The sequence below is a fragment of the Klebsiella sp. GFKo11 genome (assembly GCF_056490265.1).
Genome location: NZ_CM151369.1, coordinates 4,102,289 through 4,115,407, shown reverse-complemented (window position 1 = coordinate 4,115,407; position 13,119 = coordinate 4,102,289). Strand labels below are relative to the sequence as shown.

Here is a 13,119-nt window from a genome sequence, read left to right as displayed (position 1 = left end):
CTGTAACTGGACGTCTTTTTTGTTATGCGAAACCTTTTTCTTTTTTATTCTCAGAGCAGGGTTGCGCTATAAAGATGTTGCCAGCGGCTTATGAACATGGAGATGAAGGTATATTTATGATGGATGTTATTAAGTGCCAATTAAATCCACGAAGAAAAATATATGGCGAGGGCGTCAACCTTAGCTTGTTGAATGAATCTGTTGGCCATGAGGTTCTGGCGTTTCATCAGAAATTTCCGGACTATTGTGTCACCCCTTTACGTAGTTTACCGCATCTTAGTCAACGTTTAGGGCTTAGCTCAATTCACGTGAAAGATGAATCTCAGCGTTTTGGTCTTAATGCATTTAAAGGTTTGGGTGGCTCTTATGCGGTTGGAAAGTATCTGGCAGAAAAATTAGGCCAGAATATTAATACACTATCGTTTTCTTCATTGAATTCTCCTGAAATTAAGGCAAGGATAAAAGATATCGTTTTTGTTACGGCTACCGATGGCAATCATGGCCGTGGGGTTGCATGGGCAGCAGAACAGCTGGGACTGCAGGCGGTAGTGTATATGCCAAAAGGCTCATCGCTTATCCGTGCGCAGAATATTCGCCACCATGGTGCCGAATGTTCGATAACCGATCTTAACTACGACGATACCGTCCGTCTGGCCAATAAAATGGCACAAGAAAAAGGTTGGGTATTGTTGCAGGATACCGCCTGGCAGGGATATGAACAGATCCCTACCTGGATAATGCAGGGTTATATGACTCTGGCTATTGAGGCCTGGGAGCAACTCACGAAAAGTGGATCACCACTGCCAACGCATCTTATTTTACAGGCTGGGGTCGGTTCTTTTGCTGGCAGCATCATGGGCTACTTCCTTGAGAAAATGAAAGCCCGAGCGCCCAAAATCATTATCGTTGAACCACATAAAGCAAACTGTCTTTACCGTTCCTCCGTCGTTAATGATGGACAACCACATAGCGTGGGCGGCGATATGGCAACGCTGATGGCGGGGCTGGCCTGTGGCGAACCCAATATCACCAGTTGGCCGATGATTCGCGATTACGCATCCTGTTTTATCTCTGCTGACGATAGCTTAGCGGCTAACGGGATGCGTATTCTGGCTTCTCCTCGACCGGGAACTGATGCTCCCTTTATATCAGGGGAGTCGGGCGCTATTGGTACTGGACTTATTTATGAATTAATGAGCCGTGAAGACTATAGGGGGATTATCGAAGCTTTGCAGCTTAATACGGACTCTCATGTTTTGCTAATTAGTACAGAAGGTGATACCTCTCCGGATATCTATGAGGATATTGTCTGGTTCGGTCGTAACGGTTGAAGCAGCAGCCGTAGTTGATAAAAGGGCCATTTTCCTACCCTACAGGCCCTAATAAAAACGTTCTGGTAATAAATAAAATATGCCATAAGGCATAATAAATAAGAGAACACTATCGATGAAAAATAATACGACACCGATAAGTAATGAATTAATAGATCCGAAAAAATGGCATGGTGAGGATACCATTTGGGTATTGGGGTTATTTGGCACAGCAATCGGTGCCGGGGTGCTTTTCTTGCCCATTAATGCTGGGATAGGCGGCTTTTGGCCACTGCTTATTGTATTTGCACTAGCTTTTCCCATTACCTATTTAGCACACCGTGGACTGGCTCGCTTTATTTACTCATCCACTACACCCGAAAGTACTATAACTGATGTCATTGGTGAGCATTTTGGCTTACGGGCTGGTAAGATTTTTACCATTATCTATTTTTTCGCCATTTATACCATTCTGATTATGTATGCGGTGGCGATAACCAATACCGCGCAGAGTTTTATAACCCATCAGTTAGGTCTGTCGGAACCGCCTCGAGCGCTGGTCTCCTTGGTGTTAATACTTGGGCTGATGTTTATTGTTCGCCTCGGCCAGCGGCTGATTATGCGAGTGATGAGTGCTCTGGTATATCCCTTTATCGCTTCGCTGATTTTTATGGCGCTCTTTCTTATTCCGCACTGGAACGGTGCAATTTTTGACAGTGTGGACCTAAGTTCCACAACCACCGGGCAAGGTGTTCTACTGACGTTATGGATGACTTTCCCGGTACTGGTCATGTCGTTTAACCACTATCCGATTATTTCACCCATGGTGGTTCGCCAGAAACAACTTTATGGTGTTGCCGCCGCCGATGCTAAATGCGGACAGATCCAGCGTCGTGGGATTTTGCTGATGGTGGGTGTGGTACTGTTTTTTGTTCTAAGCTGCGTTTTAAGCCTGTCGCCACAGCAACTGGCTGAAGCAAAAGCGCAAAACCTGTCGATTCTTTCTTATCTCGCCAACCATTTTGATACCCCGGTTATTGCCTGGCTGTCGCCGATAATCGCCTTCGTAGCGATTACCAAATCATTTTTAGGCCACTATATCGGTGCTTATGAATCCCTGCGTGACATGATTATCGAAGCCGCAGCAAGCAGAGATAAGAAGCCGGGAATCAAAACGGTTAATGCTGCAATCTTCGTTTTCATGATTCTGACCTGCTGGTTTGCCGCTTATAAAAATCCCAGCATCCTTGGCATTATCGAGAGCATCAGCGGCCCTACCGGTGCGGCAATCCTGCTACTGCTGCCGATGTACGCCATTCACAAATTGCCGGTACTCGCTCCCTACAGAGGCAAAATCAGCAATGTCTTTGTCACCGTTATCGGCCTGATTACCGTCTCGGCCATTTTTTATGGAATGGCCCGCTAACTACACGTTAACCGAGAGATATTTATATGAGTCAGCATCTGGAAATAAACGGCCAACGGTTTGTCGATTCACTCTTTGAGTTGGGCCAGCATGGCGCGCTGGAAGGTGGGGGCGTATGCCGGTTGGCGGCGACGCCGGAAGATAAAGCAGGAAGAGATTTTGTTGTCGATAAAATGCAGGCGCTGGGATTAAGCGTGAAAATTGATGCAATTGGTAACGTCGCCGGTATTTACGCAGGGCAGCAGGAGTTGCCGATGGTAATGATGGGCTCACACATCGACACCGTGGGAACCGGAGGATTATACGATGGCAATTATGGCGTAATGGCCGGGCTTGAGGTCATCACGACGCTGAAGGAGGCGGGTATCCGCCCGCTGCGACCGCTTGCCGTCACTTTTTTTACCAATGAAGAAGGGGTTCGCTTTCAGCCAGACATGATGGGAAGCGTGGTCTTCGCCGGCGAATATCCGCTGGAAACTGCTTTGGCAGCGAAAGACCTGGACGGTATTACGCTTGATGAGTCCCTGATCGCGATAGGCTATAAGGGCGACCTTGCGCCGGGCGATATGGTGGTTGATAGCTATATTGAGCTGCATATTGAACAAGGGCCGATTCTGGATAAAGAAGGAACGGATATCGGCGTCGTCACCGGCGTTCAGGGAATTTCATGGCATGAATTTACGCTGACGGGCGTTTCCAACCACGCAGGAACTACGCCGATGGCAATGCGCCATGATGCCGGACTTGCTGCTGCGAAGATTGCCGTGTTTGCCCGAGAACTGGCACAGAAGTTTGCGGGGAACCAAGTGTCTACCGTTGGGCATATGACCTTCAAACCCAACCTTATCAATGTTATCCCCAATCACGTGGTGATGTCAGTGGACTTACGCAATACCGATAATGAGGAATTAAAGCGTGCGGAAAGGCAACTGCTGAGTTTTGTTGAAAAAACGGCGCAAGAAGAGGGCATAAGCATTACCACGCGCTCTTTGGTGCGATTTAATCCGGTTATTTTTGCTGATGAAATCGTTGATGCTGTTGAAAAAGAGGCGCAGATGCAGGGGCTAAGCCACCGTCGATTGCCGAGCGGAGCAGGGCACGACGCGCAGTTTATGGCTTCTGTCTGCCCGGCTGGGATGATCTTTGTGCCATGCGTTGGCGGCATCAGTCATAACGTTAAAGAACATACCGAATCTCATGATCTTATCGCCGGAGCAAATGTGCTGTTACAGGTGGTGCTCAAACGTGCCGAAAGATCCCTTTGAAAGGAGCTAAAAATGAATCAGGAACAGTTAAAACAGCAGCTTATTGCATGGCGTCATCACTTGCATGCACATCCGGAAAGCGCTTTTGAAGAGTTCAAAACGTCGGCGTTTATCGCTGAAAAGCTTGAACAAATGGGTATTGAAGTACACAGAGATATCGGTCAAACCGGGTTGGTCGGCATTTTAAAATGTGGCGATGGCGACGGTGTTATCGCTATCAGGGCCGATATTGATTCCATTCAGCTTACCGAGCAGGGCGATGTATCCTACCGTTCACTCAGATCTGAAAGAATGCATGGCTGCGGTCACGATGGTCATACCTGTATCGCGCTGGGGGCGGCGCAGCTATTGCTGCAACGGAAAAACTTTAACGGCACAGTGTGTTTTGTCTTCCAGCCTGCGGAAGAACCGGGCTACGGTGCCAGAGCGATGATAGATGATGGGCTTCTGGAAAAATTTGGTATTCAGGAAATTTACGGTCTGCACAATATGCCTGGGATGAAAGCCGGGACCATTGCGACACGCGTCGGTGGAATCATGGCCAGTGAAGACAATTTTGTTATTCGCATTAAAGGGCAGGGTTCGCATGCCGCGCGTCCGCATATGAGCAAAGACCCGCTGGTTATCGCTGCAGAAATTATTCTTGCGCTACAAACCATTGTCTCCCGGAATATGGATCCCAACGTTCCGGCAGTAGTTTCTTGTACCGAACTGCATACCGACGGCATTCGTAACGCAATTCCAACTCATGTTGAAATTAAAGGCGATACCCGTAGCTATTCTCCACAGGTGCAGAAACTACTGGAGGAGCGGATGCGTACTATTAGCGAGGCAATTTGTGCTATGCACGGTGCGCAATGTGAGTTTTCTTATACCCATGAATTTGCGCCGACGGTTAACTGGCAGTCCTGCGTGGACGTGGCGGTTAATGCAGCCAGAGGAGTAGTAGGGGAAAAAAATGTCGATGGCAATGTACAGCAAATGATGATTTCTGAAGATTTTGGCGCTTTTTTGCAGGCGATACCCGGGTGCTTTGTCTTTTTAGGCAATGGCGATGAGTCAGATGCTAAAGGAAATATTCCGTTGCATAACGCCTGTTACGATTTTAATGATGAGATTTTACTAACCGGTGCGGAATATTTTGCCGAAGTTATCCGAACCCGTTTGCCGCAATAAACCGCAATTAATAACAAATACGAGACTGATGACAAACCTGCTTTAGCTATGGTGTTCGCATTTCTGCCGGGTGGCAGCTAACGCCTTACCCGGCCTACAAAAACCATAATGTCATCAGGTTATGAGTTTTCCGTAGGCCCGCGCAAGCGAAGCGCCGCCTCGGCAATTCCAGAAAAGCGCACTTTGTCAGCAATCTGGTACGTCCGCAGTTGCGGACGTATTTTCCTTTTTGAACTTAACTGGCTTTTTTTATCGGCGGCAGATCAAACGCCTTGCGCAGCGCGCGCACGAACGCTTTATCGTGACAAATGGTTTTCCCCGGACTGTCGGAAAGTTTCGCCACCGGCTTACCGTTGCACTCCACTAACTTGATAACGATATTCAGCGGCTTAACCTGCGGAATATCGCAGGTCAGACGGGTACCGATACCAAAGCTCAGATTCACCCGCGATGAGAAGTGGCGATATAAGTCGACCGCTTTCGTCAGGTCGAGATTATCGGAAAACACCAACACTTTACTTAGCGGGTCAATGCCCAGTTTTTGGTAGTGGGCAATTGCTTTCTCACCCCATTCAACCGGGTCTCCGGAATCATGGCGTAGTCCCTGATAGCGGGTCGCAAATTCCGGGCCGAAATCACGCAGGAAAGCATCCATTGTAATGCAATCGGTCAGGGCGATACCCAACTGGTCAGGATACTCTTCCAGCCAGGCGGCGAGAGCAGCACGTTGGCTACTGGCAAGATTTGGGCTGATTTGCTGATGCGCCTGGAACCATTCATGCGCCTGGGTTCCCATCGGCGTCAGGTCCAGACGACGCGCCAGATCGTAGTTGCTGGTGCCGACAAACCATGTCTCCTGCTGCAAGCGCTTAACAATGGCCTGCTGCACTTCGCGCGAAAATCGGCGGCGGGTACCGAAATCCATCAGGCGGAAGCCGGACATATCAATATCCGCGGTGAAATGGTTGAAATCGATAAGCTTTTGCTCGAGGGTTTCCAGCGCTAAATCAACGCTAATTTCAGGTGAACGATAATGATGGACCAGCTCGCTTATCACCGCCAGCAGCGGAACTTCCCACATGATAACTTCACGCCATGGGCCTGAGAGGCGAATATTGAGCTTACCGTTATCATTAGTGACGGAAACCTGGCGCGGGTCATAGCGGAAGTCGCGCAGCCAGTCGAGGTAGTCTTGCGAAAAGAATGGCAGGCTCGACAACCAGTGATATTCATCGTCCTGTAACTTCAGGTCGCGCATCGTCTCAACCTGTTCGCGAATCGCATCGGCATAGATGCCGAGCAAATCGTCCCCACGGCAGCGGAACTCTGCCGCGACCTGTACATCATTGTAGCGGTGGAAGACAGCCTGCTGCATGTGCAGCTTGTAGGCATCCGTATCAAGCAGCGAGTGCAGTACAGGAGAAGTGAATTGGGTCATGGTGCGCAGTAGCATCCTCTCACTGGAGCGTTTCCATCAAAACCAAAGCGGTAAAAGGAGCCGGAGTATACCTGTAATACCCGACTCTGTCCCGCGGCGACGGCTGATGACGACGCTGACGGTCATTTGCGAGGCCTAGTTTAATATATTGAACACGCATCACACCACAAGCTTTGCGCCTGGTCGAGTGCATTTCGTGCCTCTCATGTTATCAAAATGTAGCAATTTTCATGTTTGGCATTGAAAAGATGAAGATTCTGCATAGCGAGATTTGCGCAACAGGAATAGACTGAGTCGACACTTTACAGGACACGCTAAAGGTTTTTTTATGACACAACAGCCCCAAGCCAAATACCGCCACGACTACCGTGCGCCGGATTATCTGATTAGCGATATTGATTTGACCTTTGACCTGGATGCCGCGAAAACCGTTGTTACGGCTGAGAGCAAGGTCTCCCGCCACGCGGCTACGTCTGATGTGCCATTGCGTCTGGATGGCGAAGACCTGACGTTGGTCTCTCTGCTGGTTGATGGCCAACCGTGGAGCGACTACAAGGAAGAAAATAACCAGCTGGTAATTTGCGGGTTGCCGGAACATTTCACCCTGACCATCGTCAACGAAATTAGCCCGGCGGCCAATACCGCGCTGGAAGGGCTGTATCAGTCGGGTGAAGCGCTGTGTACCCAGTGCGAAGCGGAAGGTTTCCGCCATATTACCTGGTATCTGGACCGCCCGGACGTTCTGGCGCGCTTCACCACCAAAATCATCGCCGATAAAACAAAATATCCGTTCCTGCTCTCTAACGGTAACCGCGTGGCTCAGGGCGAGCTGGAAAACGGTCGCCACTGGATTCAGTGGCAGGATCCGTTCCCGAAACCGTGCTACCTGTTTGCGCTGGTGGCTGGTGATTTCGATGTCCTGCGCGATACCTTCAAAACCCGCTCCGGGCGCGAAGTGGCGCTGGAACTGTACGTTGACCGCGGCAACCTTGACCGCGCCCCGTGGGCGATGACCTCGCTGCAAAACTCCATGAAGTGGGACGAAACGCGCTTTGGTCTCGAGTATGACCTCGACATCTATATGATTGTCGCCGTCGACTTCTTTAACATGGGGGCGATGGAGAACAAAGGGCTTAACGTCTTTAACTCCAAATACGTGCTGGCGCGTACCGATACCGCGACCGATAAAGACTATCTGGATATCGAACGCGTTATTGGCCATGAATATTTCCATAACTGGACCGGCAACCGCGTGACCTGCCGCGACTGGTTCCAGCTCAGTCTGAAAGAAGGCCTGACCGTTTTCCGCGATCAGGAGTTCAGCTCTGACCTTGGCTCGCGAGCGGTTAACCGCATCAATAACGTGCGCACCATGCGCGGTATGCAGTTCGCTGAAGACGCCAGCCCGATGGCGCATCCGATCCGCCCGGATAGGGTTATCGAAATGAACAACTTCTACACCCTGACGGTGTATGAGAAGGGTGCGGAAGTGATTCGTATGCTGCACACTCTGCTGGGTGAAGAGAATTTCCAGAAAGGGATGCAGCTGTACTTTGAACGCCACGACGGCAGCGCCGCCACCTGCGACGATTTTGTTCAGGCGATGGAGGATGCTTCCAATGTTGACCTGTCCCACTTCCGCCGCTGGTATAGCCAGTCCGGTACGCCGATTGTCGCCGTTCATGACGATTACAACCCGGAAACGGAACAGTACACGCTGACCATCAGCCAGCGCACGCCGCCGACGTCTGAACAGGCAGAGAAGCTGCCGCTGCACATTCCGTTCGACATTGAACTTTATGATAACGAAGGAAAAGTGATTCCGTTGCAGAAAGGCGGTCATCCGGTGCATCACGTGCTGAATGTGACCCAGGCGGAGCAGACCTTTGTTTTCGATAACGTTTACTTCCAGCCGGTACCCGCGCTGCTTTGTGAATTCTCTGCGCCAGTGAAACTGGAGTACAAGTGGAGCGATCAGCAGCTCACTTTCCTGATGCGCCACGCGCGTAACGATTTCTCCCGTTGGGATGCGGCACAGAGCCTGTTGGCGACTTATATCAAGCTCAACGTTAACCGCCATCAGCAGGGACAACCGCTGTCGTTGCCTGTCCACGTTGCCGATGCATTCCGGGCAATTCTGCTGGATGAGAAGATCGATCCGGCGCTGGCGGCAGAGATTTTGACCCTGCCTTCAGCCAACGAAATCGCCGAGCTGTTCGCGACTATTGACCCGATCGCTATCTCGGCGGTGCGCGAGGCGCTCACCCGTACGTTGGCGAAAGAGCTGGCAGACGAGTTCCTGGTGATTTACAACGCTAACAAGCTCGACAGCTATCGCGTTGAACATGCCGATATTGGCAAGCGCGCTCTGCGTAATACCTGTCTGCGTTATCTGGCGTTTGGCGATGCGGAGCTGGCGGATAAGCTGGTTACCGCGCAGTATCATCATGCCGACAACATGACCGATGCGCTGGCGGCGCTGTCGGCGGCAGTCGCGGCTCAGCTGCCGTGCCGCGATGCGTTGATGCAGGAGTATGACGACAAATGGCACCAGGACGGCCTGGTGATGGACAAATGGTTTATCCTGCAGTCCACCAGCCCGGCGGATAACGTGCTGGAGACGGTACGTAGCTTGCTGAGTCATCGTTCATTTAGTCTGAGCAACCCGAACCGCATCCGTTCGCTGATTGGCGCTTTTGCCGGCAGCAACCCGGCGGCATTCCACGCTGAAGACGGTAGCGGCTATCAGTTCTTGGTTGAGATGCTGACTGAACTGAACAGCCGCAATCCGCAGGTGGCTTCACGTCTGATTGAGCCGTTGATTCGCCTGAAACGCTATGATGAGAAGCGTCAGGCGCTGATGCGCGCGGCTCTGGAGCAGTTGAAAGGCCTGGAGAATCTTTCCGGGGATCTGTTCGAGAAAATCAGCAAAGCGCTGGCGTAACGCCAGCGCGGGTCCAAACCTGTAGCCCCGCGAAGCGCAGCGCGAGCGGGGGAACGTCGCAGTTGTTAACCGTGACTCACTAAGCGCGGCGAGGATTCATTCTTGCCGCGCTGCATCACCCGATTCAATACTTCCGCTTCGAGTTCCGCCAGCTTCGCTGAGCCTGTGCGTCTGGGCCGTGGAATATCTACCAGCAGATCCAGGCCAATTTTCCCTTCTTCAATCAGCAAAACGCGATCGGCCATGGCCACCGCCTCGCTGACGTCATGGGTCACCAACAGAACGGTAAACCCATGCTCCTGCCACAGCGAGACGATCAGATCCTGCATCTCAAGGCGGGTGAGGGCATCCAGTGCGCCTAGCGGCTCATCAAGCAGCAATAATCCGGGACGATGAATTAACGCGCGAGCCAGCGCCACGCGCTGTTTCTGCCCTCCGGAAAGCGCCGCAGGCCATTCACTGGCGCGATCCTCCAGACCTACGCTCGCCAGCGCCTTAAGCGCAGCCTCACGCCACTGGCCTTTCAGCCCGAGGCCAACATTGTCGATAACCGATTTCCACGGCAGCAGGCGAGAATCCTGGAACATCATGCGGGTATCGTCCTGAATCTGTGCCAGCGGCGTTGAGCCTGCCAGCAGCTGACCGCCATTGGGCTTTTCCAGCCCGGCCAGCAACCGCAGCAGGGTACTCTTACCACCACCGCTGCGCCCAACCACCGCGACGAATTGCCCGGTGGGAATATGAAGATCGAGTTCATTCAGGATCGTGTTGCTACCATAACGCTTGCTCACCCCGTTAAGCAGCAGCGGGATCCCCGGATTAAGACGCGCAGTCGTCATGCGTTAGCCTCCTGAAGGTGATAAGCCGGATTCCAGCGCAGCCAGACGCGTTCCAGAAGCTGGGCGCTGAAGTCGGCCAGTTTGCCGAGAATGGCATAAAGAATAATGGCAACCACCACGACATCGGTTTGCAGAAACTCGCGGGCGTTCATCGCCAGATAGCCGATACCGGCGTTAGCAGAGATAGTTTCGGCAACAATCAGCGTTAACCACATCAGGCCAAGCGCAAAGCGAATGCCGACCATAATAGAGGGGAGTGCGCCGGGGAGGATCACATGACGGAACAGAGCAAAGCCGGATAAACCGTAGCTACGGGCCATCTCGACCAGTCCTCTGTCGATGTTGCGGATCCCGTGCCAGGTATTGATGTAAATCGGGAACATCGTCCCTAGCGCCACGAGGAAGATTTTGGCGCTCTCATCGATACCGAACCACAAGATAACCAGCGGGATCAGCGCAAGATGCGGCACATTACGCAGCATCTGAATGGAGGTATCCAGCAGGCGTTCACCCCAGCGCGACAGGCCGCTGATTAACCCCAGAACCAGGCCAATGGATCCACCGATGCTGAAACCAATCAATGCTCGCCATGAGCTTATCGCCAGATGTTGCCAAAGTTCACCGCTGGCGGAGAGCGTCCAGAAAGCCTTCAGTACTCCTTCCGGCGACGGCAAAATGCGGGTGGATAGCCAGCCCATCGAAGAGGCGAATTGCCAGATAATCACGCTGCCCACCGGCAGAAGCCAGGGGGCCACGCGTATCAGGAATTTTTGCGAAAGGGTCGCCATGATGTGTTCCTTTTATTTCCCTGTGAGCGTCAACGTTAGCCTTTAAACATGCTCTACCCGCTGCAAGCTTTTCAGCGCCGGAGCGCGGCTACTGGGGCGATGCAGTGCCTGCCAGAAGGTTTCTAACGCCAGGTCGAGTCGACCTTGCAGGTTTGGGGTAAATTGCGGTTTATGTTGATAATCTGTCACCTGACTATCATCAGCAAAGACGCCATGAAGGATCTCTTGCGCTTTCAGAGCATTAAGTACTGGTTTTAGAGCGTAATCTACCGCCAGCATATGCGCGATAGTCCCGCCAGTGGCCAGCGGCAGAACGATTTTGCCTTCCAGCGCACGCTCTGGCAGCAGGTCCAGCAGGGTCTTCAACGCGCCGGAAAAAGAGGCTTTATAAACCGGGGTGGCGATAATCAGCCCGTCCGCACCAGCAAGTTGTTCATTCAGCGCATGCAGAGCGGGGTTATCAAAGCGCGCATAGAGGAGATCTTCAGGAGCGAAGTTTTGCAGGTGCCAGTGGCAGACTTCGATATCCGCAGCGGAGAGTGTCTCTCTGGCGTATTCCAGAAGCGCGCTGGAGCGGGAAGGATAACGCGGGCTACCCGCAAGTGTTATGACTCGCATACTCTCTCCTTATAACTAAATATTTTCATTTATCTATAATTGATAACATTTAGCTGCAGTGTGACAGAGCGCTTTTATTTCCCTAAATGATTTATCCAGCGTTGAATTGTCAGAAAGTGCATAAAGAGGGAGACAAAAGTAAACGTTTGCGTCTGAGATGCGATTTTTTGTCGCAGGTCAATTCCCTTTCCGGGGTGGATCGCACATAATACGCCCCCGGTTTGCACACCGGGAATCCAGGAGAGTTCATGTACTACCCCTTCGTTCGTAAAGCCCTTTTTCAGCTCGATCCTGAGCGCGCTCATGAAGTAACCTTTCAACAACTACGCCGTGTTTCAGGCACACCGCTGGAAATGTTGGTTCGCCAGAAGGTACCGACAAAGCCGGTAACCTGCATGGGGCTCACATTTAAGAATCCGCTGGGTCTGGCCGCCGGGCTGGATAAAAATGGCGAGTGCATTGATGCGCTCGGCGCAATGGGTTTTGGCTCAATTGAAATTGGTACCGTGACGCCGCGTCCGCAGCCGGGCAACGATAAGCCGAGGATCTTCCGTCTGGTCGATGCCGAAGGTTTGATCAACCGAATGGGCTTTAATAACCACGGCGTTGATAACCTGGTTGAGAACGTGAAAAAGGCCCATTTTGACGGGATCCTGGGGATTAACATTGGTAAAAATAAAGATACCCCAGTTGAACAAGGCAAAGATGATTATCTGATTTGTATGGATAAAATCTATGCCTACGCCGGATATATCGCCATTAATATCTCTTCGCCGAATACCCCTGGCCTGCGTACTTTGCAATACGGTGATGCGCTGGATGATTTACTTTCCGGTATTAAAAATAAGCAACGCGAACTGCAAGAGAAGCACCAGAAATATGTCCCCGTGGCGGTGAAGATCGCGCCGGATCTTTCTGTTGAGGAATTGATCCAGGTTGCCGATAGTCTGGTTCGGCATAATATTGATGGGGTGATTGCGACTAATACCACGTTGGATCGGTCGCTGGTTCAGGGCATGAAAAATTGCGACGAAACTGGCGGGCTTAGCGGTCGTCCTTTACAGCTGAAGAGTACAGAAATTATCCGTATGCTGTCAGCGGAATTACAGGGCCGCCTGCCCATTATCGGAGTTGGTGGTATTGACTCGGTGATTGCAGCGCGTGAAAAGATTGCTGCGGGCGCTACATTGGTGCAGATTTATTCCGGATTTATTTTTAAAGGTCCGCCACTGATTAAAGAAATTGTTACCCATATCTAATCTTTTCCCTTCTTATATCCTACCAGGGCTTTATTTATAGCCCTGGTTGTTTTATA

The 13,119-nt window shown here is 51.4% G+C and carries 10 protein-coding genes; 6 read left to right on the top strand and 4 right to left on the bottom strand.

Going from position 1 to position 13,119, the window contains the following annotated elements; genetic code table 11:
• The first annotated feature begins 119 nt into the window (after positions 1-119).
• The 4 genes from dpaL to AC07P6_RS20045 all read left to right on the top strand — a co-directional run bounded on the left by dpaL (position 120) and on the right by AC07P6_RS20045 (position 5,177).
• The gene (dpaL, locus tag AC07P6_RS20060) at positions 120-1,331 is read left to right on the top strand and encodes a diaminopropionate ammonia-lyase (protein ID WP_434664157.1); all 1,212 of its coding nucleotides are present in this window, start codon (positions 120-122) and stop codon (positions 1,329-1,331) included.
• Between the two features lie 115 nt (positions 1,332-1,446).
• A complete protein-coding gene (locus AC07P6_RS20055) occupies positions 1,447-2,736 on the top strand; it encodes an aromatic amino acid transport family protein (protein WP_434659456.1) in 1,290 nt (429 codons plus the stop codon).
• A gap of 26 nt (positions 2,737-2,762) precedes the next feature.
• Complete coding sequence (locus tag AC07P6_RS20050) at positions 2,763-4,001, top strand: Zn-dependent hydrolase (protein ID WP_478314367.1); 1,239 nt, start codon at positions 2,763-2,765, stop codon at positions 3,999-4,001.
• Between the two features lie 12 nt (positions 4,002-4,013).
• Positions 4,014-5,177 carry a M20 aminoacylase family protein gene (locus AC07P6_RS20045; RefSeq protein WP_182237655.1) on the top strand — a complete coding sequence of 388 codons (1,164 nt, stop codon included), beginning with the start codon at positions 4,014-4,016 and terminating at the stop codon, positions 5,175-5,177.
• 235 nt (positions 5,178-5,412) lie between these two features.
• Here AC07P6_RS20045 and pncB read toward each other — a convergent pair whose 3' ends face one another.
• Positions 5,413-6,615 (bottom strand): nicotinate phosphoribosyltransferase, encoded by a 1,203-nt coding sequence (gene pncB / locus AC07P6_RS20040; RefSeq protein ID WP_478314366.1) that lies wholly within the window; start codon positions 6,613-6,615, stop codon positions 5,413-5,415.
• A 328-nt stretch (positions 6,616-6,943) separates the two neighbouring features.
• Between pncB and pepN the strand changes: the two genes are divergently transcribed.
• Positions 6,944-9,559: an aminopeptidase N gene (gene pepN, locus AC07P6_RS20035; RefSeq protein WP_478314364.1), complete on the top strand. Its 2,616-nt coding sequence runs from the start codon at positions 6,944-6,946 to the stop codon at positions 9,557-9,559.
• A 65-nt stretch (positions 9,560-9,624) separates the two neighbouring features.
• On the opposite strand, the gene ssuB is transcribed toward pepN, so the two are convergent.
• From ssuB to ssuE, 3 genes are read right to left on the bottom strand one after another with little or no spacing between them, the layout of a single operon-like run.
• Positions 9,625-10,398 carry an aliphatic sulfonates ABC transporter ATP-binding protein gene (gene ssuB, locus AC07P6_RS20030; RefSeq protein ID WP_181482808.1) on the bottom strand — a complete coding sequence of 258 codons (774 nt, stop codon included), beginning with the start codon at positions 10,396-10,398 and terminating at the stop codon, positions 9,625-9,627.
• Positions 10,395-11,186, bottom strand: coding sequence for an aliphatic sulfonate ABC transporter permease SsuC (gene ssuC, locus AC07P6_RS20025; protein WP_112214612.1), 792 nt, complete (start codon positions 11,184-11,186; stop codon positions 10,395-10,397). Before ssuC ends, ssuB begins: the two co-directional genes overlap by 4 nt.
• A 42-nt stretch (positions 11,187-11,228) precedes the next feature.
• The gene (ssuE, locus tag AC07P6_RS20020) at positions 11,229-11,804 is read right to left on the bottom strand and encodes an NADPH-dependent FMN reductase (RefSeq protein ID WP_112214611.1); all 576 of its coding nucleotides are present in this window, start codon (positions 11,802-11,804) and stop codon (positions 11,229-11,231) included.
• Positions 11,805-12,052: 248 nt separating this feature from the next.
• Between ssuE and pyrD the strand changes: the two genes are divergently transcribed.
• Positions 12,053-13,063, top strand: a complete 1,011-nt coding sequence (gene pyrD / locus AC07P6_RS20015; RefSeq protein ID WP_182237665.1) for a quinone-dependent dihydroorotate dehydrogenase — start codon at positions 12,053-12,055, stop codon at positions 13,061-13,063.
• The last annotated feature ends 56 nt before the right edge of the window (positions 13,064-13,119 follow it).